Source organism: Desulfosarcina sp. (assembly GCF_046496365.1).
Lineage (GTDB): Bacteria > Desulfobacterota > Desulfobacteria > Desulfobacterales > Desulfosarcinaceae > Desulfosarcina.
The window spans coordinates 66,338-87,378 of sequence record NZ_JAWOHB010000099.1 but is presented as its reverse complement, the minus strand read 5'-3'; the positions used below and the strand labels follow the sequence as shown (position 1 = coordinate 87,378).

Annotated in this window: 16 protein-coding genes; 5 read left to right on the top strand and 11 right to left on the bottom strand. The window is 55.2% G+C overall.

Annotated elements, in window-relative coordinates:
- From R6V78_RS08000 to R6V78_RS07985, 4 genes are all read right to left on the bottom strand, one after another.
- The coding region (locus tag R6V78_RS08000; RefSeq protein ID WP_410288817.1) for a 3-deoxy-7-phosphoheptulonate synthase at window positions 1-1,007 on the bottom strand (1,007 nt) is incomplete at its 3' end.
- Between the two features lie 305 nt (window positions 1,008-1,312).
- Window positions 1,313-2,497 carry a thiolase family protein gene (locus tag R6V78_RS07995; protein ID WP_410288816.1) on the bottom strand — a complete coding sequence of 395 codons (1,185 nt, stop codon included), beginning with the start codon at window positions 2,495-2,497 and terminating at the stop codon, window positions 1,313-1,315.
- Window positions 2,498-2,533: 36 nt separating this feature from the next.
- Window positions 2,534-4,942 carry a 3-hydroxyacyl-CoA dehydrogenase NAD-binding domain-containing protein gene (locus R6V78_RS07990; RefSeq protein WP_410288815.1) on the bottom strand — a complete coding sequence of 803 codons (2,409 nt, stop codon included), beginning with the start codon at window positions 4,940-4,942 and terminating at the stop codon, window positions 2,534-2,536.
- Between the two features lie 582 nt (window positions 4,943-5,524).
- The gene (locus tag R6V78_RS07985) at window positions 5,525-6,271 is read right to left on the bottom strand and encodes an N-acyl homoserine lactonase family protein (protein ID WP_410288814.1); all 747 of its coding nucleotides are present in this window, start codon (window positions 6,269-6,271) and stop codon (window positions 5,525-5,527) included.
- Window positions 6,272-6,411: 140 nt separating this feature from the next.
- Between R6V78_RS07985 and R6V78_RS07980 the strand changes: the two genes are divergently transcribed.
- Genes R6V78_RS07980 through dusB form a run of 3 tightly spaced genes read left to right on the top strand, consistent with a single transcriptional unit; the run spans window position 6,412 to window position 8,670 of the window.
- Window positions 6,412-6,753: a hypothetical protein gene (locus R6V78_RS07980; protein WP_410288813.1), complete on the top strand. Its 342-nt coding sequence runs from the start codon at window positions 6,412-6,414 to the stop codon at window positions 6,751-6,753.
- Between the two features lie 31 nt (window positions 6,754-6,784).
- Window positions 6,785-7,690 (top strand): DUF1848 family protein, encoded by a 906-nt coding sequence (locus R6V78_RS07975; protein WP_410288812.1) that lies wholly within the window; start codon window positions 6,785-6,787, stop codon window positions 7,688-7,690.
- Window positions 7,687-8,670 carry a tRNA dihydrouridine synthase DusB gene (dusB, locus tag R6V78_RS07970; protein WP_410288811.1) on the top strand — a complete coding sequence of 328 codons (984 nt, stop codon included), beginning with the start codon at window positions 7,687-7,689 and terminating at the stop codon, window positions 8,668-8,670. Before R6V78_RS07975 ends, dusB begins: the two co-directional genes overlap by 4 nt.
- A gap of 13 nt (window positions 8,671-8,683) precedes the next feature.
- On the opposite strand, the gene R6V78_RS07965 is transcribed toward dusB, so the two are convergent.
- Window positions 8,684-9,622 (bottom strand): hypothetical protein, encoded by a 939-nt coding sequence (locus tag R6V78_RS07965; RefSeq protein ID WP_410288810.1) that lies wholly within the window; start codon window positions 9,620-9,622, stop codon window positions 8,684-8,686.
- Window positions 9,619-10,023 carry a preQ(1) synthase gene (gene queF, locus R6V78_RS07960; protein WP_410288809.1) on the bottom strand — a complete coding sequence of 135 codons (405 nt, stop codon included), beginning with the start codon at window positions 10,021-10,023 and terminating at the stop codon, window positions 9,619-9,621. Before queF ends, R6V78_RS07965 begins: the two co-directional genes overlap by 4 nt.
- Window positions 10,024-10,209: 186 nt before the next feature.
- Between queF and R6V78_RS07955 the strand changes: the two genes are divergently transcribed.
- Window positions 10,210-10,428, top strand: coding sequence for a conjugal transfer protein TraB (locus R6V78_RS07955; RefSeq protein ID WP_410288808.1), 219 nt, complete (start codon window positions 10,210-10,212; stop codon window positions 10,426-10,428).
- A gap of 126 nt (window positions 10,429-10,554) precedes the next feature.
- On the opposite strand, the gene sppA is transcribed toward R6V78_RS07955, so the two are convergent.
- Window positions 10,555-11,544 carry a signal peptide peptidase SppA gene (sppA, locus tag R6V78_RS07950; RefSeq protein ID WP_410288807.1) on the bottom strand — a complete coding sequence of 330 codons (990 nt, stop codon included), beginning with the start codon at window positions 11,542-11,544 and terminating at the stop codon, window positions 10,555-10,557.
- Window positions 11,545-11,571: 27 nt separating this feature from the next.
- Window positions 11,572-14,277, bottom strand: a complete 2,706-nt coding sequence (gene polA / locus R6V78_RS07945) for a DNA polymerase I (RefSeq protein ID WP_410288806.1) — start codon at window positions 14,275-14,277, stop codon at window positions 11,572-11,574.
- 305 nt (window positions 14,278-14,582) lie between these two features.
- On the opposite strand from polA, the gene R6V78_RS07940 reads away from it, so the two are divergent.
- Window positions 14,583-15,500, top strand: coding sequence for a DMT family transporter (locus R6V78_RS07940; protein ID WP_410288805.1), 918 nt, complete (start codon window positions 14,583-14,585; stop codon window positions 15,498-15,500).
- A gap of 57 nt (window positions 15,501-15,557) precedes the next feature.
- Here R6V78_RS07940 and R6V78_RS07935 read toward each other — a convergent pair whose 3' ends face one another.
- From R6V78_RS07935 to R6V78_RS07925, 3 genes are all read right to left on the bottom strand, one after another.
- Window positions 15,558-17,846: a serine protein kinase PrkA gene (locus R6V78_RS07935; protein WP_410288804.1), complete on the bottom strand. Its 2,289-nt coding sequence runs from the start codon at window positions 17,844-17,846 to the stop codon at window positions 15,558-15,560.
- 117 nt (window positions 17,847-17,963) lie between these two features.
- Window positions 17,964-19,616 (bottom strand): SpoVR family protein, encoded by a 1,653-nt coding sequence (locus R6V78_RS07930; RefSeq protein ID WP_410288803.1) that lies wholly within the window; start codon window positions 19,614-19,616, stop codon window positions 17,964-17,966.
- 25 nt (window positions 19,617-19,641) lie between these two features.
- A complete protein-coding gene (locus tag R6V78_RS07925) occupies window positions 19,642-21,036 on the bottom strand; it encodes a DUF444 family protein (protein WP_410288802.1) in 1,395 nt (464 codons plus the stop codon).
- Window positions 21,037-21,041: the final 5 nt, after the last annotated feature.

Below are 21,041 nucleotides of genomic sequence, written 5' to 3'. Positions count from 1 at the left end.
TTTTCGGTGGTTTCCCAGTCGATGCAGGCGTCGGTGATGGAGACCCCATATTGCAGGGTTTCCAGATTACCGCTGTTCGGCTGACTCCCCGCATTCAGGTTGCTCTCCAACATCATACCGATGATGCTGGCGTTGCCGTCGATACGCTGATTGATGACATCCTGCCACACCGATGCCTGCCGGGTGTGGTTTTTTCTGGAATTGTCGTGGGAACAGTCCACCATGATCGCCTGGGCCAATCCCTTGGCTTCCAGCATGGCCCGTGCTTCATGGATGCTGACGCTATCGTAGTTGGGCCTGGATCCACCGCGCAGCACCATATGCGCGTGGGGGTTGCCGGTGGTTTTGACGATACAGGTCTGCCCGTCCGGGTCGATGCCCAAAAAATGCTGGGGAGATGCGGCGGTTATCATGGCGTTGATGGCCGTGGACAGGTCTCCATCCGTACAATTCTTGAACCCCACGGGCATGGAAAGACCGCTGGCCATTTCACGGTGGGTCTGGGATTCGGTGGTTCGGGCACCGACGGCGGCCCAGCATATCAGTCCGGCAATATACTGGGGCACAATGGGGTCGAGCATCTCCGTGGCGGTTGGGATTTCCATTGCGGTGATCTGCATCAGCAGGCTGCGGGCCTTGCGGAGTCCGGTGTTGATGTCATAGCTGCCGTTCAACCAGGGGTCGTTGATCAACCCCTTCCAACCCACATTGGTGCGCGGCTTTTCAAAGTAGACCCGCATCACCAGTTGCATGGTCCCGGCAACCCGCTCATTTAGCCCCTTAAGCCTCCGGGCATAGTCCAGGGCGGCCACCTCGTCGTGGATGGAACAGGGCCCGGTGATCACCAGCAGCCGCGGATCCTTTCTGTCCAGGATATTTGAGATGGCCCGGCGTCCCTCCACAACGGTGTGGAGGGACGTTGCATTCATCGGCAGCTGCTCCTTCAGCTGGGACGGTGAAATGAGCGGATCGAACTTTTCCACCCGGATGTCATTGGTCATTTCCATCACTGATTTTCCTTTCCGGTCCATAATGGGTTTTTATGGGTAGGACGCACAAAACGAAAAAAAAAGCCGCCGGCGGTTGCGCCTGCGGCTCTTGCTATTTCCTGGTTGTCACGGGTTCAGCAGACCACAGGCGCACCTCGGCGGCAATAAAAATAAAAACCGAAATAAGTAGCGTGGATGGCTGCTCCGCTGGGCATGATCAAGACTGCCTTTCTATCCAACTGCCCTGCTCGTAACACAGGGTATCGGAAGATGCAAACAGAAACAATGGCAGCAGCCGATCAAATGGTCGGCCGCTGCCATTGTCAATCGCACAGTTCAAACAGGGCTGCAGCGCCCATGCCGCCGCCGATGCACATGGACTCCACACCGTATTTCACGCCTTTGCGCTGCATGTTGGCCAGCAGCGTGGCGCACAGCTTGGCACCGGTGCATCCCAGCGGGTGGCCAAGCGCGATGGCCCCACCGTTGATGTTGATGCGGTCCATCTGATCTTCGATGCCAATGGTCCGGATGCTGTAAAGCGCTTGTGAAGCGAAGGCCTCATTGATCTCCCACAGCCCGATATCACTGGTCTTCATTCCGGCCAGCTTCAGCAGTTTGGGAATGGCCAATGCCGGGCCGACGCCCATTTCGTCTGGTTCACAGCCGACCGTGGTATACATGTTCAACTTGGCAATGGGTTTGAGGCCATATTTTTCCACCGCCTCGGCGCTGGCAATCATGGTTGCCGCCGCACCATCCGTGGTCTGGGATGAGTTGCCCGCAGTAACCGAACCGTTGACCGCAAAAACGGCCCGCAGTTTGGCCAGACCTTCTATGGTGGTGGTATCGCGAACACCGTCATCGAATTCTTGAATAAACGTCTCCCGCTTGTAGGTGCCGTTTTCCTGGAGCACATACTTGGCTGCCGGCGTGGGTACGATCTCGGTGAACAGCCCCTCTTTCTGGGCCCTGGCCGCCTTCATTTGAGATTCGTAGGCAAAGGCGTCCTGGTCTTCACGGGTCACCTTGTAGCGATTGGCCACATTTTCAGCCGTGATGCCCATGGACGCGTAAAGATCGGCGTGGGCTTTGGCATGCTCAGGGTGAGGGCGAGGCAGGTTGCCGCCCATGGGCACGAATGTCATGGACTCCACACCGCCGCCCATGGTCACCTCAGACCATCCGGCCATGACCCGCAGCGAGGCCAGGGCGATGGCTTCCAGGCCTGAGGAACAGAAGCGGTTGACCGTGGCACCGGATACGCTAATTGGAAAACCAGCTATCTGGGTGACCAGCCGGCCGATATTTAATCCCTGCTCCGCTTCGGGAAAGGAGCAGCCGATCATGACATCGTCGATGTCCTTGGGTTCGAGGCCGCCGGTTTTTTCAACCGCCGCCTTCATAATGAAAGCCAGCAGATCTTCCGGTCGGGTATCTTTAAGGGCTCCCTTGCCTCTGCGGCATCCAGGGGTCCTGACGGACGATACGATATATGCATCTCTCATGGAATAGTCCTCCTTTACTTACGGCAATCGGGTGGATTAGTTGCGCAGCGGCTTGCCGGTGGTCAGCATGTGCTCGACGCGGGCCACGGTCTTTTCCTGTTTCCAGAAATCGACGAACGCCTCTCTCTCCAGGTTGAGGATGGTCTCTTCCTCGACGGCACTGTTGGTGCGGACGTCACCGCCGCTGATCACATAAGCGATCCGTTTGGCCAGAAACGCATCGTATTCACTGACAAATTTCGCGGACTGCATGTTGAACAACTCCGCATCGATCATACCCTGGGCTGCGGTACCGAACACCTGGATGGGGCGTTTGACCGGTGGCGCATACCCTTCGTCCACCATTTTGAGCACCTCTTTCTTGGCTTCACCGATGAGGTGGTCCCGGTTGAAAACGATGCGGTCCTGAGGACCAAGGAACCCGTTGGCCCGGGCTTCGGCGGCAGACATGGAGACCTTGGCCATGGCGATGGCCATGAAGGTGGGGATAAAGAATTTGGCCAGATCCACTTCGGTGACCGGCTCGGGGATCGTGCTGGTCATTTTTTTCCACAGATTCAAGCATCCGCCGCCGCCGGGCAGCAGACCTACGCCGATCTCGACCAGGCCCATGTAAAGTTCACTGTGGGCAACGATCTTGTCCGCGGCGCCCAGACACACTTCGCAGCCACCACCCAGCGTCATGCCGTAGGGTGCTGCCACCACCGGAAAACTGGCATAGCGAACCTTCTGCATCCCGGCCTGCGCTTTTTTCAGAAACGCATCGATTTCGGCGTACTGGCCTGCTTTGGCCAGTCCGGCCATGAAGGCCAGGTCACCACCAGCGGAAAATGCACCGGGCAAGCCCCCCGCCTGATTGCCGATCACCAGACCCGCACCGTTGACGTCCACATGCTCGAGCGCTTCGGCCATGAAATCGACGATCTCACCATTGATGGCGTTCATCTTGGTGTGGAATTCAAGGCAGTAAACATCGTCACCAATGTCTACCAGGGAGGCGGATTTGCATGTTTTAACGGTCTTGTTGTCGGCCTTTAGTCCGGCCAGTGAGACAATGTTGGCATTTGTTTTTATCAGCTGGTAGGTCCCGGTTGAGAAATCGTAGAAATAGGGTTTGCCGTTTTCCAGTTTGTAGAAGCTGTCATAACCGGTCGCCAACATGGATTTTACAGCGTCGGCAACAATGAACCCGTCGGCCTCCATTTTGGCAACGGCAGCCTTCACCCCAATGGCATCCCAGGTTTCAAAAGGGCCCATCTCAAAGTTGAAACCCCATTTCATGGCATTGTCGATCTCTACAATCGTATCGGAAATTTCGGGAATACGGTTGGCGGCGTAAATAAGGTTGGCAGCGACAGCCTTCCAGGCAAACCGGGCGCCTTTATCGTCTCCGAAAACAATTGCTTTCATCTTTTCAGGCAGCGATTTGGCAGCCTTGGCTGCAGCCAGACAGGGCAGATCAACTTTGCCATATTCCGCGTGCGTCAAGGTGGCCGGATCGATGACCTGGCGAATTTTTTTCCATTCGGGGGTCAAGTCGGTCTTGTAAAAGCCGACCCTGGTCTTTTTCCCCAGCATCTTGCCCGCGATCATCCTGCCTACGAATTCGGGCATGACGAAATCGTCCCGGGCCTCGTCACCAGGCACCAGGTCGTAGGTGTTTTTGGCCACATGGGCGAGGGTGTCCAGGCCCACCAGGTCGGCGGTCTTGAACATGGCGGTTTTCGGACGGCCCATGGCCGGCCCGAAGAGGGCATCCACTTCCGGGATACTCATGCCGTCTTCCAGCATGAGCTGGATGGTTTTTACCATTCCCTGAACGCCGATACGGTTGCCCACGAAATTGGGTGTATCCTTGGCCCAAACGATCCCTTTGCCCATCACCCGCTCCCCAAAATCAGCCATGAAAGCGAGCACATCGGGACGGGTCTCTTCTCCGGGAATGATCTCCAGCAGTTTCATGTACCGAACCGGGTTGAAAAAGTGCGTACCGAGGAAGTGCTGCTTGAATTCGACACTCAACCCCTGGCTCATGCTTTTTAGCGGAATGCCGGAGGTGTTTGAGGAGACAATCGCACCAGGCTTTCTTACCGGTTCGATGCGTTTGAGCAACGCCTGTTTGACCTTGAGGTTCTCGACCACCACTTCCACAATCCAGTCACAGTCCGCCAGCTTGTCGAAATCGTCATCCAGATTGCCAATGCTGATCAGATCCGCATCCTTGGGTTGCATCAGCAACGCCGGCCGGGACATGCGGACGCTATCGAGCCCTGCCTTGACGATTCTGTTTCTGGCCACCGGGTTGGATTTTTCCTCCGCCTTCAGATCAAACGGAACGATGTCCAGCAGCAATGTTTTCACCCCGGCGCTGGCCAGAAGTGCGGCAATACCGCCGCCCATCACACCGCTCCCGATGACCGCTGCTTTCCTGATTTTCCTGGTCATAATATCCTCCTGCAAATTTAAGTTACCCCTTTTCAGGTCATCTTATCGTATCCAACCAAAACGTCATCCCCACCGGCACAGGTTTCTGCACGGCATCATTCGGATGGGGGGGTCCAGCGCCGCCTGAGACCGGTGGTGCTGAATTTGCCGGCGCCGGAGACGACCCGCGATTCGCTCCCCCCTGCCCGTTCCACACAAGATCCCGGACACAATGCTGGATTCTGGATGCAGTTATGGACTTTTTGTTTAATCAAGGCCTGGGTGAATCCGGGCAAGGTTGAGCGAAAACGGCGCCTATTTATGAATGAACGCTCATTCATTTATCAGAGGAGGAAACCCACTGTCAAGCCCAAAACGAAATCACGCTTCTCTTGGGGGCCGTCTGCTGTAATTATATTATAAAATCCTAATGATACAAGGGCGTCCCGTCACGCCCGGCCGGCGGGCCGGGGCGGGCAGCAGCCGCCGACCTGAAGGAATGAATTTAAATTCATTGTAGCCATCGGGATTGCCCGATGGTGGAGGAGAAACTGTCCTAACCGTCGCGGCGCATCGTTTAATCGGGGATGAATGGGTATTCAGTCACGGGATCGGCCGGCCATCGGCAAAACACGGTTCATGCAACGGTAGCAGAATATCGGCCACCTCCTTGACCTTGACCATGATGTCGTATGCCTCGTAGGCATTCACGTGGGTACCGGGAGGAATCACTTCCATTTCCATGGCGCGGATCTGTTTCGGCGGAAAGAAGTTCTCGTTGATCACGCAAAAGCCGGTTATGGCCGCCGTACCGGCAGTCGTTTCAACCAGAACCGTCAGACCGCCTTCGGTGTGGGCCGGGGTATGCATGACCCGGATGCCATCGACAATCTCTGCGTCGACCTCCACGAGCCGGATCTGGCCGTTTTGCTCCACCTCCTCAAGATAGTCCGGCACATATCTGAAATCCAGAGGATGCGGATTGTGGATATGCTTCATTTCCTGCGGGTGGACAAAAATCTCGGCATTGGTGCATTTAAAATCGTTTTCACAATGATCGTTGTGGAGGTGGGTGTGAATCACCTTATCGATTCGCTCTGGATTAAGGTTGTGTCGGGCCAGGCCCGCTTCGAAAGTATAGATCCGCCCGCCGATGGCCTGCTCACGATCCTCGGATTGCACCGGATGCATCTCTCCGGTATCCACAATGACGACCTGGTCTCCGCCCTCGAGATACCAGCAGTATATCGGAATAGTGGTTGATCTTCCATAACCATGCTGGTAAGTCATCATTCCCATGTCGAACTGCTTGGTCCCCATAACGATCGGATGTATGCGATAGTGGGTCATCGTGGATCTCCTTGCCCTCAAAAGTGGACCCTTCCACAACCTGATTGTGATTGGGGCTTGATTTTAGAGCATATACTTTCTGCGGTCAACGCTTTTAAACCGTCACGAAGCGGAAATATACAAACCAAAAGGACCAGCGCATGCCTACAGAAAATGACATCGTCCTGATCCACTTTGAGGATCAACCCCTTGGTTTTGCCCGGATTGAAAAGATTCTTCCCGATAGCAAGCCGGACTGGTATCATGTGAAACTTCTCATGCTTCAGGTTCCCCTGCAGGTGGTCACATGGATTCTGCGGGACCGTTATATTCTTGGCGATGAATTTACCATGAACGGCAAGCGGATGCGCTTGGAGCGAATCGTCTGCCCGGACAACGCTCCGGACGGGGACGACCTTCATGACTCGCCCCCCGGCAAACCACCCACCCCTGCCAACGGCAAGGCCACGGTAATTTCCCTGAAAGACAAGCTGAAGCGATAAGCCGGCCGACGTTTCGAATATGAGAAACAATATGAGACAGATATTGTCCGTATCAAGACGAACGGACATTCCGGCCTTTTACATGCCCTGGTTCATGGCGCAGGTGGCCCGCGGTCGGGTCGATGTGGTAAATCCCTATAACCGGAAGGTCAGGCAGGTGGCCGTCTCACCGCAGCGGTTTCACGCCATGGTGTTCTGGTCCAAGGATTTTGGTCCCTTTCTGAAAGAACGCTGTGGAGAGCGTCTTCAGGACATGGGTTACCACCTGTTTTTCAACTTCACGGTCAATTCTCGATCACGGCTGATAGAACCTAAGGTTCCAGATCTGAATTTGCGGTTCGAACAGCTGCGGCAGCTCTGTCTACGGTTCGGGGCCGCGTCGGTGCAATGGCGCTTCGACCCCATCTGCCATTTCATTACACCAGCGGGCCGAACCGGGACCAATCTGGATGATTTCGAAGCCATATCAGCCGTGGCAGGGGAATGTGGCATCCGCTCCTGCACCACCAGTTTCATGGATCACTATCGGAAAATTGAACGCCGCGCCCGGGGAGCGCTTTCATTTGTTGAACCGCCAGCGGCTGAGAAAACAAGCGTCCTGCTCGAAATGGAGCGGTCCCTGTCCCCACTGGGCATTCACCTGGTCCTGTGTTGTGAAAATCAGTTGCTGGAAAGGCTTCCCAAAGGATCGACCATCAGGCCGGGAGCCTGCATTTCAAGCCGGCGGGTCATGGCGGTTCATGGTGGCCGGGTGTCCCTTCGTCAGGATGTCGGTCAACGCAAGGCGTCGGGCTGCGGGTGCACGATTTCGGTGGATGTGGGGTCTTACTGCCTTCACCCATGCCACCACAACTGCCTGTTCTGCTATGCCAACCCCGCCTGCGACCAACTGGATCGCGCAAACAGGAGCCCTCAAGGCCACAGGGGCCATCAATGAGAATCGGTTCGGTTGCAACAGACAATTTCACCATACTGGCACCGCTGGCCGGCATCACCAACCTGCCCATGCGGCTGCTGGCCAAAAGGGCCGGTTGCGGACTGGTATGCTCGGAGATGATCAGTTCCAACGCGCTGGTGTACGGTTCGGAGAAAACCGTCCAGCTGCTGGACAGTTCTCCTGAGGAAAAGCCCCTCTCGGTACAGATTTTCGGTTCGGACCCACAGATACTGGCCGATGCGGCCAGGATTGTTCAGGATTCCGGTGCGGATATTGTTGATATCAATTTCGGTTGCTCAGTCAAAAAAATACTGAAAAGCAACTCGGGTTCTGCCTTGATGAAAGACCTGCCACTGGCGAGCCGGATCCTGGATTCGGTTCGCAAATCGGTAACCATCCCATTAACCATCAAAATCCGATCCGGCTGGGAACCGTCTGGAAAGCAAGCCTTGGAAATCGCCCGCATGGCGGAAGATTGCGGCGTGGATGCCATCACCGTGCACCCACGGACAGCCACGCAAGGATTTCGGGGAGATGCGGATTGGTCCATCATCGCCGCGCTAAAAAAGCGTCTGACCATTCCGGTGATCGGCAACGGCGATGTGACCGTACCGGAAGATGCATTGCGGATGATGAATGCAACCGGTTGTGACGGGGTAATGGTGGGCCGGGCCGCCATCGGTAATCCCATGATTTTCAGTAGGATACTGGCGGTCTCCCATGGCCGGCCTGCAGCGCCGGCGGCTGACAGCCAGCGCATCGACATGATGATGGATTACCTGCAGGCTTCGGTCGGCTATCTCGGGGAAAAAACAGCCTGCCGAATGATGCGCAGCCGGTTGTGCTGGTTTGTGAAAGGCATGCGCAATGCCGGACAGTTCCGCAGCGCCATCCGGTTTATCGCTTCGGAAGCCGAGGCCATGGAGCTAATCCGGCAATACGCCGATTCGATTGCGCCACAATCGACAACCCATGGTTAAGGGGGCGGCGTGTCTAACGACCAGGTATCAATATGCTGCCTGCCGGGGGCATGTCCCCGGATTCGGGCGCCCCGTATGATTGCCGGGAGGCCACCCGGGTGATGGCAATTTCGCCTATTTTCGGGCCGGGAACGACGAAACGCTGCCCATCCAATCCGGCCAATACGCCGCTGCCATCCAACACGCTGAATCGATCCCCGACCTCGATACCCGCTTCGCCGCCTGCCGCGATGACACATATCCCGTTCTCCACGGAAATCACGGTAGCCAGCCATTTGCTCTCTTCGACCGCATCGCCCATTCGCTCTCCCAGCTTTTCGCCCATCTCTGCGGCGACTTCGGCCAGGTCGTCCACCAGGGGCTCTTGACCGTTGCGGATAGCAGCCGCCTGGTTCGCATCGATATCGATTTCGTCGATCAAGATTTCCAGGGCTAAACGCGAACCGGTGATGGCATCATAGAGGGCGGCGGCGGTCTGGATCTGAAGGCTGTAGGCCACATCTTTGAAAATCCAGAATCCCGAATCACGGGTTCGAACACGAATGTCCATGAGCACGGGGCTCGCAATGACGTTCATTCCCTCCTGACGGGCCAGTGCAGACAAGGTGAATACATCCAGTTCACCACTGGCAAGCCGTGGTGGGCTCGATAGAAAGGACGGAACGTCTGTTTTACCCGGCACCACCAGCAGCGCATCGGCAGCCGCCGACCCCATGCTGGACAGAAAGGCGGTCATCAACGGTGAGGCTGCCTGCGCGTTGGCAAACTGGGTCGCGTTGGATAGCGCCATAACTCCGACCGTTTTGCGGTAACTGCCATTGCCTGAAAAATCGCGGATTGTCTTTTGGTACGCAGGCCGGTAGGACGAGGCAATCCCACAACCTGAAACCAGCACCACGATAATCAACAGCAATGCCAGGGTGTGTGTTTTCACACCGGTGATCGCACTCATGACGGCGCCTCATATCGGGCACATACCTCGGTGGTCAAACCACCTCTTGATGTGAATCGCCCGGTCACTTCAATCATTTTGGGTTGAAGCACCCGCACCAGGTCGTCGAGTATCCGGTTGCAAACATGCTCGTAAAACATGCCCACGTTACGATACTGGAGCAGATAGTATTTCAATGACTTCAGTTCGACAATCCATTCATCCGGTGTATACCGGATGGTGATGGTACCAAAATCCGGCAGGCCGGTCATGGGACAGACCGAGGTAAATTCGGGCTGAGCAATGGTGATGAGGATGTCCCGCCTGCCCTTATCCTGGTATTCAATGGGATCAAGCACATCGATGGTGACGATCTCAGGCTTCTCTACGGCGTAGCGGACGGTGTGATCATAGGATTTCATGAATATCTCCAATCGGTTTCTTTGGGGCTTCTTATTAAAGGATGGCGGAAACCGTGTCAAACGTTCTGTTGAATCGGCCGTTTCAGACAACGATTCGCCTGGTCCTGATGGCACGGTTGACTTCCGGCAGGGTTCCTGATAACAGTTCAATATATTTAAAAATATTAACAGGCAAGGCAGGTATCGATGCGCAAGACAGACCAGGACGAACAGATTCTGCGGACCACCAAGGAAATCGTGGTCAAGTTCATTGAAACGGGGCGGATTTCCCCGACAGGATTTCCGGAGGCCTTCACAGCCATCTACCAGGCGGTGGATAAAACCGTCAAACAGTCGGTGCCCCAGGAGACAAAGGAGGCGCTGACGAGCCATGAAGGTGGCGATGGCATAAGGGGCGATGCTTAACCGGTTCTCTGTTCAGCGGACTCAAAAAAACGTTCTGGGTTCATTCAAAACGCCTCCTCGTCGGGAATGCCGTTCTAACACCTATCGGCAGCCGTGGCGCCGCTTTAAGGCGGCCGTTGAAATCGGTCAGGGTGAACCCAGCGCCTGGGGCCAGAGGTAATAGAAACCGGCATCCAGGGAGAGCAGATCGCCGATGGGCCCCATGTCCACCAGCGGCCTCGGGTTGAACTGGGTGCCGCTGGTAAGCGAATTGTAGACGTTATCATTGGGGTAATCGGTCCTCCGGTAGGTCACCACCCGGGCGTCGGCACCCGTTCCGGCAATCACTTTGGCCTCGGTGAGGGCGTCCTGAAGATAGCCGATTTTGTCCACGAGGCCCGCAGCAACTGCCGCGTCAGCCAGGAAAACGCGGGCGTCGGCAACGGTGGCCAGGCGTTGGCCGTCCAGTTTCCGATGCTTTTTGACCAGATCGACGAACCGCCGGCCCAATGTATCGGCCAACGCCTGCAGCATGTTCTCCTCCGCGGGCGTAACACTGCGAAAAGGCGACCCCATATCCTTATTCTCACCGGTTTTGTTTACCTGCACGGCCACACCGATCTTTTCCATGAGCCCCGACACCTCAGGCCGTATCAGGATGACGCCGATCGACCCGGTGATGGTGGTGGGATGGGCCATGATCACATCGGCCGGCAGGGACAGGTAATAACCCCCGGATGTGGCCAGGTTCATCATGCAGACCACCACCTTTTTGCCGCTGCGCTGTTTAAAGGAGAGAATCTCATGGTAGAGAATGTCGCTGGCCGTGGTGGTACCCCCGGGAGTATCGATTTTGAACAGCACGGCCTTGACCCGATCGTCCTTTTCAGCCAGCATCAGATGCGCAACCACTTCCTGAACCAGACCCGGCACCGTCCGCATGATCCGGCCTTTGGGCGAATCGGAGATGACGCCGGTGATGGGAATCACCAGGATTTTATCGTCGGCCGTGCCCTCCAGGGTAATCTCCCGTAATGGATCGGAGGCATCGGAAAAGAGGGTGATTCGTGGTGTGGCGCATCCGAAGAAAAGCGTGGCGACCACCAGTGTTGAAATGATCCCTGTCGATAGTCTCATAGGAACCCTCCTCAGGAATAAATCGTGTCAGTGGGCCTCAGCCCAGTTCTGCCCGCAGGCAAGGTTGACTTTCAGGGGAACGGCCAACTGCCATACGTGCTCCATCTCCTCCCGGACCAGCGCCTTGGCATCATCAAGCTCCTCCGGCGGCACCTCGAAAATCATTTCATCATGCACGGAAAGCAGCATGGCGGTTTGCATGTGTTTTTGGCGCAGCGCCCGGTCCACGTTGATCATGGCCAACTTGATCAAATCCGCGGCAGAACCCTGGATGGGGGTGTTGATGGCGGTACGTTCGGCAAACTGGCGCACGTTGCGGTTGGTGCTGGCGATATCCGGCAGCTGCCGGATACGACCGAGCAGCGTACTGGTCTTCCGGGTGTCGTGAGCCCTGGCGATGGTGCCGTCGATAAAGGTCTTGACCCCATGGTAGCGGGCAAAATAGTGGTCGATGTACGTCTGGGCCATCTTGTTGCTGATCTCCAGCTCCCTGGCCAGCCCGAAGGCACTCATACCATAGATGATGCCGAAGTTGATGGCCTTGGCCTGTCGCCGCAAGTCAGCGGTGATCATCTGGGGGAAAATCTGAAAGACCTCTGCAGCCGTTCGGGTATGAATATCCTCGTCCGCTTTAAAAGCCTGGATGAGGATTGGGTCCTCGGAACAATGTGCCAGGATGCGCAGCTCGATCTGTGAGTAATCCGCCGAGAGAAACTGCCAGCCCTTACGGGGTACGAAAGCCTTTCTGATTTCGCGGCCCTCTTCGGTACGGATGGGGATGTTCTGCAGGTTGGGATCGCTGCTGCTCAGCCGACCGGTAGCGGCCACGGTCTGGTTGAACGAGGTATGGATGCGTCCGGTTTCAGGGTGGATCAGATCCAGCAGCGCATCCGCATAAGTGGATTTCAGTTTGGCCAGGGTCCGGTGCCGCAGTACCAGAGCCGGGAGCTCGTGGTTGCGGGCCAGCGTCGTCAACACCTCCACGTCGGTAGAGTACCCGGTTTTTTTCTTGGTTTTTTTCTGGACCGGCAGATTCAATTTTTCAAACAAGATGTGACCCAGCTGCTGGGATGAATTGATGTTGAAGGTTTCACCGGTCAGTTGATAAATCTGCTGTTCCAGTTGGTCCAGCTGACCGGCAAAGGATTTGGACAGCGCATAGAGCTTGTCACGGTTTACACATACACCGGTCATCTCCATGCCCAGCAAAACAGGCAGCAGGGGCATCTCCACCTGCTTCATCAGGTCGGTCAAGCCGTTCTCTTCCAACATGGGAAGAAATACATCGTGGGCGGCCAGGGTGATATCAGCATCTTCACATGCGTAAGGAATGGCCTTTTCCAGAATCACCTGATCGAAGGTGACCGCGGCTTTTCCTTTTCCCGCCACCTCCTCATAGCGGATATTCTTGTGGCCCAGGTAATCCAGGGCGATCTGATCCAGGCCGTGGGCCCGCTTTCCGGGACTGATCAGGTAAGAGGCCACCATGGTGTCAAAGGCAACACCTGCCAGCTCCACCCCATGGCGACGCAGCACCGTCCAGTCGTATTTAATATTCTGGCCGATTTTTTCCACTTGCGGGTTGGCCAGAACCGGTCGCAACCGCTCCAGCACAAGCTCCAGGGAAAGCTGTTTGGGAGCACCCAGATAGTTGTGTCCCACCGGGATATACCAAGCCTCAGCGGGTACCAGGCAAAAAGACAGCCCCACCAGTCGGGCCTGCATGGGATCCAGCGAAGTGGTTTCCGTGTCCAGGGCAAATCGATTGGATGCTTCCAGGCGACGCACCAGCTCATCCAGGCCATCCGCATCCGTGACGGCTGCATAGAAACGCTCGCCCGATTGAACCTGGGAGGCATATTCCTGCTGCAGCTGCCTGAACTCCAGTTCAGCAAAAAGACGGGTCAACGCATCATCATCGGGCAGCTGGGCTTTCAACCGGTCCGGATTGAATTCAATGGGCGCATGCCGATCGATGGTCACCAGTTCGCGGCTCAACCAGGCTTGATCCTGGTATTGAATCAGGTTTTCCTTCTGTTTTGTCTTGGTGATGGTGTCGATGCCGGCATACACCCCTTCCATGCTGCCGAAGGTTTTAATCAGTTCCACGGCCGTCTTCTGGCCGATGCCGGGAACACCGGGAATGTTGTCTGACGTGTCGCCGGAAAGACCCATCATATCGATCATCTGACCGGCCTCCAGATCGAAGGCCTCGCGAATGGCGGCAGGATCAAGCGTTTTGTCCTTCATTGGGTCCCAGATGGTGCAGCGATCAGTGACCAGCTGCATAAAATCCTTGTCCCCGGTGACCATGACCACGCGAAACCCATTTTCTTCGGCCGCGCGGGCCAGGGTGCCGATGAGATCGTCGGCCTCGTAGCCCTGCATTTCGAATACAGGGATTTTAAACGCCTCGGTAACCTTACGGATCCATGGCAGCTGCACCACCAGATCCTCGGGCATGGGCGGTCTGGTGGCCTTGTACTGCCCATAACGCGCGTGGCGGAAGGTAGGTCCCTTGGCATCGAAAAACATGGCCACGTGGTTCGGGGACCGGTCGGCCATCAGCTTGATCAGCATGCGGGTAAATCCAAAGGTGGCGTTGGTGGGCAGCCCGCTGCTGTTGGACAGGCCCCGCACCGCATGGTAGGCCCGGTAGATGTATGCGCTGCCGTCGATCAGGTACAGCGTCGGCGCTGCCTTTTCCTGGTTGAGATCCATTTGCGTTGACACGAAGTTGCTCCTGCATTAGTAAATGTCGTTTCACCGGTTCGGGCGCATGGTACCATTAACCATCTTCAACGACAAGACTTCTGGAAACCATGAATGAGACTTTAACCCGACGATCCCGGCGACGACGGAATGGTCCGAAAAGTTGCCATTGCTGCACCAAAACGGTGCCCTTTTGCTGGAGCTGCCGCTGCGGCTTCATGATCTGCCAGGAATGCATGTACGCAAACGTATGGGGCATGTCCTGCAACGGCATCACCTGGCAGTGTCCGGATTGCGGCGGCATGAACGGGTTCGGAAACCAGTAGATGCAGACACGGCATCTGAAATCCGACCTGTTGTTCCTGCTAAGTGCGATCATCTGGGGTTTCGCGTTCGTGGCCCAACGCATGGGCATGGATCACGTGGGGCCTTTCGCCTTCAACGGCATCCGTTTTTTACTCGGCGCCATGGTGCTGGTTCCTTTTATCTACCGCAACCGCAAGGACCGACACCCGAACCCTGACGGCAGCTACCTGATTCATTCAAAAAAATTGGTTGTTTACGGCGGGCTGGCCGGACTGGTCATCTTTGCCGGTGCATCCCTCCAGCAGGTGGGGTTGGTTCATACCACCGCCGGAAAGGCGGGTTTCATCACCGGGCTGTATGTGGTTATCGTTCCCATCATGGGGCTGCTGTGGGGCCAGCACACCAATGCAGGCACCTGGAGCGGTGCATCGATGGCCGCCGCCGGCATGTACCTGCTCAGCATAAACGAAGACTTCAGCATCTCTTTTGGGGACCTGCTGGAATTGATCGGGGCGGTGCTTTGGGCCGGCCACATCCATCTGATCGGCTGGCTTGCCCCCAAAACCAATTCTCTGCGCCTGGCTTTCATCCAGTTCCTGGTGTGCGCCGCAGCCAGCCTGTTGACGGCTGCGGCTGTCGAAACCACCACCCTGGCCAGCATCATATCCGCCGGCTTGCCCATTATATACGGCGGGGCCCTGTCCGTTGGGGTGGCCTATACCCTTCAGGTGGTGGCCCAACGCCACGCCCACCCGGCCCACGCCGCCATCCTGCTTTGCCTGGAGTCGGTTTTCGCCGCCGTGGGTGGCTGGTTCATATTGGGAGAAGTCATGTCAGGCAGGGGGGTGGTGGGCTGCATACTGATGTTTGCAGGGATGCTGACCTCCCAGCTTTACGGATTGCTGGTTACAGGCAGTCAAGAATCTGGAATTATTTAGCATCCTAACCGTTTTTGGGGTTTCAACATCCGACTGCATGTCAGTGCGGTCTGTCTGTCACGGTTTATTGAACTTACGGGCGAGATCATTGTCAATGACGTAAATGCAGACTGCTTTGGCACCTTGTTCGGTATATCGATATCGTTTCATGAGGTTATCCATCAAAAAAGTGACATCTTCACGGATCTTCTGGTCGTAGGTCTTGAAGTCCTCCTCGGCATAATCTTTGATCGCCCGTCGAAAGTTTACGTTTTCAAGGAAGGGATCAAACACTTTCTCCTTGATATTGTATACGTAGCGCTCTTTTAAGGATTGGAACAAACGGGTTTGCGTAGGCGGCGAACCGGCCACCATGATCTCCTGGGTCAGGGCGCGGGAGGTGTATTCCTTCTGGGTATCCTTTCTGAAATTGAGCAGTTTAACCTTTTCCACCTTCTCCCCAAGCATACGACGTTCAAACCCGTCCAGCAGTTCTTCGGTGATACGGACTTTCTCGCCGGTAAACGTGCAGGTTTCAATGGTTCCCGGCTCAAAATTGACCGCAAACATGTAGTGCAGAATTTCCCGGTGAATCTGTTCTTCATTATAGTAATAAAGGGACTCCTTGACCTCCTGGAGGATGAAAAAATCGTACATCAGCAGCAGTGAATCCAGGAATCCTTCCGGAATGGAGCCCTTCAGGTCTTTCTGTGCGTGAAAGAACTTGCACAGCATGGCCATGTCGATCAATTCACCCGATTTGGCGTAGGCGGTATAAAAGGTGTTGAAGATTTTTATGGAGTCGCGCCCCGAGATACCCTGACGGCCTTCATATTCGGATTCTCCGATAATCCGCCGGCGGCGTTTGGCCGTAAGCGCCTTGCGGTCTTCCTCGGACAACCACCCGGGTATATAGCCGGTGTAAATTTCCATCTTGAGCAATTGAAGGTTCTTGTCACAATAACGGCTGTATTTACCAGGCTCCGGGATCCAATCGAGCATAGCTTCCGAACGCAGGCTTAACCGGGAAGAGATGATAACCCGGGCAAAGTTGTGCAGTACGCGGGGCAAAAAACTGTCGTCGATGTGGGCTCCGAAGATGTTGCGGTAAATTTCGACCTCCGTGTTGAGATCCAATACATAAGGAATATTGATGTAAACGATGCGGTCGGAAAATGACTGAAAATCCTTGATGTTCTTTTTGTCTTCCGGATTCATCAGGGCCAGGAACAAAGAATTGACGTTTTCCTCGATATCCTCCACCTTGTGCAGCCCTTCGCTGATAATGTTGTGAAGCTCGATAAGACGCTCGATGTTGTGGGATTTGATGTCCATCAGCGCATAGATGCCGTTGTTGGTTTTGGCATACCGGGAGTAGATATAGCGGACCTGATTGCTGTCGGAGAAGAGACGGTTGATCAGCCGCTGAAGATACTCATTGGTTTGAATGATCTCCTTGACGGGACGGTCCCCCGGGGAGAACACGCTGACGCCCCTGCCCAGCCGGCGATTGAAACTATAGGGAACGGCATGGATCATTTGGAAAACCTTCGCCGGACGCTTCAGTCGAGCGAGCAGCGCGTCGTAAAGCGACCCGCAGATCGTGCAGGGAACTTCCTGGAAAATCCATTCAAAGGCCTTGTCGGTGAACAGGGTGTATTTGAATTCGTTGTTTTCAAACAGATCATCGAGAAATTGCCGCCGCTGGTTTTTGGGGATCAGGAGCAGCGGATTATCATGGCAGGGGCAGGGAACCTCTACAAAGTAATGATCCGTTTCGGGCGGAGCCATGGTCCGAATGGTCTCAAACTGCTTTTTGTCTGAATTCTCCTGCATCCGGAACAGGCTCTCCAGGATGGATGCAGTCTCGTTGCCGCCTTCATGGGCCAGTTGTCTGCGATCCAAACGCCAGACCGTTTCGTAACGGGCACCCGCTTCGGTATTGGCGAACTCTTCAAAACGCTGCAACAAATTGTTCAAAAACGTGCTCTTGCCGCAGCCGTGCGGGCCATCAAAAATATAAATTTTGTTTTGCTGGGCGCCCATTCGCAGGGCCTCGACATGGTTGACCAGGCGGTTGGCAAAAAGCCGGTCGGCAAAGAAAGGGTGGTCCGCACCCTCGACAAACAGCCGGCTGCAGTCATAACTCACGTATTGAATCGATTCCGGGTCGTTGGGATACTCATCCACACCTTCACCCACATATTCCTTGAACAGATCGTGAAAGACCTGGAACACGTTTCGAATGGTGCCGATGGGGTTGTCCAGCACCGTCTGGAGAAAATCCTCGAAGGGAATGGGCTTGCGATGATTTGAGCTGCCACCGCCAGCGTCAATATGCCGCATGGCTTTTTTGATGTTGTCCATATGCTGCCTTGCCCGACCGGTGAATGGTTGACGGCTTCGAAAAAAGACTGGCATCCGCGTTAGGCTGCATTCCTCGTCACTGCGAGTTCATCAATGGTTCGGCGCCGGTCATTGTATTTAGAGGACATCCCTGCTTAGCTTCCGGTCCTTCATGGTGTAGAGCACCCGCTGCCATTTGATTGCCTGGGGTTGGGGTGCATCGGTCTGCGGCGTCGGCAACCCGGGCGGGGCTGGCATTCTTGGTATCTGCTGCGTCGCAGCCACCTCCGTGGTTTCCAGCTGCACCGGTCCACCCCACAGGTATTCGATGCCCAGCATGGTGTTGGGGATATACTCCGCCACCAGGGGCTTGCCCTCAAACCGGTGGTTCAGATAAAGGACGTCTGCTTTGGTTTTTTCCTCATCCACCACAATGCGGGGCGGATGGTACAAGGATTCCATGAGCATGTCCCGGTAGTCATCAGCACTCCGGCTTTTAACGTAATATTCCCAAACCATTTTTTGTTGGTTGAGCCGCTTACCGGCAACGAAAAGCTTGTTGGCGCTGACAAAGTCCTGATCAACAAAACTGTGGATAAAGGTGAAGTCCGAAAAATTTTCACGCACGTTGAAAATGAAATCCCTGCCTTTCCCGGTATTGGCGTTGTAATCTTTTCGCTGTCCGGCATCGGCCAGGTGTTGGTATCGCCAGGATATTTTTCCCTTTTCAGCCATATCTTCCAGAAAGTAGAACAAGCGCATCCCCAGTGCATAGGGATTCAGCCCCACCCGGGGCATGGCCGTGACCCCGGCATTGACCCGGGCAAAATCCACTTCGTGGCCCTGGATGCGATCATCCTGCATATAGAGCGTTTCGTGCCAATAAGATGCCCAGCCCTCGTTCATGATCTTGGTGCGGATCTGAGGCTGAAAAAACAGGGCTGTTTTGCGAATGATCTGGATCACCATCAGCATCCACTGGTTCTCCTCCCGGCGAAGCCTCCTGGAATTTGCCATGATAAACTCCAGCAGATCCCGGGGTTGTCGTTTTTTGGTTTCCCGGTGCTTTTTGAACAGGGTTGCAAATTCAGGATAGCGCTGCTCGATCCGTGAAAAGAAGGCTTGCTCCCCTAGCATTGGGTCTGCCTTTACACGTTGGTTGTAGCGTTCCAATTCCTTGATGTATTTACTGATATTGGTTTTGACGATATCCTGCAGGTAGACGTCAAAATAAAAATCCGCCCTTTCTGAAATGCCGGAGTGCGGTGCTGAAAAGATTTTGGATAACAGTCCATGGAAACCCACCAGGTTGTCGATTCCACGGGTAAACTCGATCACATAGTCCACCCAGCGGCCCCGCTCGGAACGAAGCTTGGCGATGGCCCGCTTGTCGGAAAGTGCCTCGCCGTTAAAATCATAGTCCCAGGTATGCCTGAAATAGAGGTTGTTTTGAAAAAAATCGATGTGGCCGATGACATGATAGAAAATCATCACGTTAAGCCAGTCCGGATTGTTGTCGTTGTAGAAGGAGATCGCCGGGCGGGTGTTGATGACTGTTTCGTATGGATTGCCCGGGTAGAGTTCATATTTGCCCTTCTCCTTGAGCACCTCCACATCATGGACCCAGTAATCGTAAAGCGTGGGGATCATCACTTTAGGGGAGAGTTCAATAAGGTCGCGGTTGGTGACGATATATTCAAGACTTTCGTCCTTGAACCGCAGACCGGCGTCACGGGCCCGCAACTTGCAGCCCTCCATGATGGTTTTCGTATGCTGGTCGATCAGTTGCATTGGTTTTGCCGTTTCCGCCCTCGAGCTAGGCGATCAACCGTTTGATCCCCTCTATCAGCCGGGGCTCATCCGCGCTGGCATTGATCACGTCCATTCGAACAAGTTTGGGGAATTTCTCAAGCAGTCCCGATTTTTCAAGGTACCTTTCCACTTCCGTTTTGCTCTGGGAGCTGCCGACATGTTCCGCGATGGTCACTCCCACGCGGCTGGCATAATTCAGCATTTCTTTCAGCGCCGGGATGGCCTTTTTACCCTCCGTGTCCCAGTCATCACCGTCGGTTCCGTGAAAAATGTAAATATTATAGTCTGCCGCCAGGTTTTCCGCTTTAACGATCCGGTTAACCATCTCGTAGGCGGAAAAGACCTGGGTTCCACCGGCCACCTTCGAGTTGTAATAGGTATAAAAATCCTCCACCTCTTTGGCTTCGGTGTCGTGGAGGATGAAGCGGGAATCAACCTGATTCGCATATTGGTAGAGCAGCCAACTGTAGATCAACACATGCTGGGTGACCACCAGTTCGGTGGCTTTCCCGGCCATGGAGCCGGAATAGTCCCGCAGAAAGAAAACGACCGCTTGGGATTCGAAATCCTTTTCCCTGGACAGGATCCGGTAAACCCTGTCCCTGGGCGAGATGATGAACCCGGATGGGTCGATATCGTCTATGTCGGGGATGTTGCCCAGATGAATATTGGTTGCGATGATCTCCCGCAGAGTCGCCTTTTTGTCCAGTATCTGGCCGGAGCCGCGGTTACGGTCGGTCATGTCGTAAGTATAACGGGTCAGGGAGCGCTTCTTGCCTTTGTCTTGCAGATTGGGCAGTTCGAACTGTTCGGTAAGAATTTTTCCCAGGTCGTAGGCCGATGACTCCATTTCGTGCTGGCCGCCCTCTCCTTGACCCGGCCCCCCGGCGCCAGCCTGATCCGGTTCTCTTACCGGCTGTTCACCGATGACTTCACCTTCTTCACCATCACCGCTGCCTCCCTGGCCTTGATCCTCCTCCCGTTGGGCGAAGTTGGGGTCGTGGATGAATTTCTCTTCCACGGTGGTGGGCACCACCACCACCTTGCCCTTGCCGGCCTTGCCGGGCTTGATCATCTTGCCCACCCGGATCTTGCGTGGGAAGCCGTCCTTTTCCCGCTGGCGATCCTTTTCCAGCAGCTCGTCGATGGAACGGATATGGCTGGCGTAGGATCCCCGGGGCGGGGCCATGGCCTGCAGGGTCATCAGGTCGTGGTAATCGTACAGGTTGAGCAGACGGATCTCGCCTTCATCGGTGGTGACCACCGCCATGCCCCCGCCGAGGATCGGCATGCCATGCGTTCGGTCGTCATTAAGCTCCCGAAGAATTTTGTCTTGCCGCTCAGGTGACAGACCGGCACTTTTCAAAGCATGATATATTTTTTCAAGATCTTGGCTCATCGGTC

What these genes read in the sequence shown, in the direction of transcription:
- R6V78_RS07940 (WP_410288805.1), top strand. Translation starts at nt 14,583, where the DNA reads ATGCAGACACGGCATCTGAAATCCGACCTGTTGTTCCTGCTAAGTGCG.
- R6V78_RS07965 (WP_410288810.1), bottom strand. Translation starts at nt 9,622, where the DNA reads ATGAGTGCGATCACCGGTGTGAAAACACACACCCTGGCATTGCTGTTG.
- R6V78_RS07980 (WP_410288813.1), top strand. Translation starts at nt 6,412, where the DNA reads ATGCCTACAGAAAATGACATCGTCCTGATCCACTTTGAGGATCAACCC.
- sppA (WP_410288807.1), bottom strand. Translation starts at nt 11,544, where the DNA reads ATGAGACTATCGACAGGGATCATTTCAACACTGGTGGTCGCCACGCTT.
- R6V78_RS07975 (WP_410288812.1), top strand. Translation starts at nt 6,785, where the DNA reads ATGAGACAGATATTGTCCGTATCAAGACGAACGGACATTCCGGCCTTT.
- R6V78_RS07955 (WP_410288808.1), top strand. Translation starts at nt 10,210, where the DNA reads ATGCGCAAGACAGACCAGGACGAACAGATTCTGCGGACCACCAAGGAA.
- R6V78_RS07995 (WP_410288816.1), bottom strand. Translation starts at nt 2,497, where the DNA reads ATGAGAGATGCATATATCGTATCGTCCGTCAGGACCCCTGGATGCCGC.
- R6V78_RS07985 (WP_410288814.1), bottom strand. Translation starts at nt 6,271, where the DNA reads ATGACCCACTATCGCATACATCCGATCGTTATGGGGACCAAGCAGTTC.
- R6V78_RS07930 (WP_410288803.1), bottom strand. Translation starts at nt 19,616, where the DNA reads ATGCAACTGATCGACCAGCATACGAAAACCATCATGGAGGGCTGCAAG.
- R6V78_RS07990 (WP_410288815.1), bottom strand. Translation starts at nt 4,942, where the DNA reads ATGACCAGGAAAATCAGGAAAGCAGCGGTCATCGGGAGCGGTGTGATG.
- R6V78_RS07925 (WP_410288802.1), bottom strand. Translation starts at nt 21,036, where the DNA reads ATGAGCCAAGATCTTGAAAAAATATATCATGCTTTGAAAAGTGCCGGT.
- dusB (WP_410288811.1), top strand. Translation starts at nt 7,687, where the DNA reads ATGAGAATCGGTTCGGTTGCAACAGACAATTTCACCATACTGGCACCG.
- queF (WP_410288809.1), bottom strand. Translation starts at nt 10,023, where the DNA reads ATGAAATCCTATGATCACACCGTCCGCTACGCCGTAGAGAAGCCTGAG.
- R6V78_RS07935 (WP_410288804.1), bottom strand. Translation starts at nt 17,846, where the DNA reads ATGGACAACATCAAAAAAGCCATGCGGCATATTGACGCTGGCGGTGGC.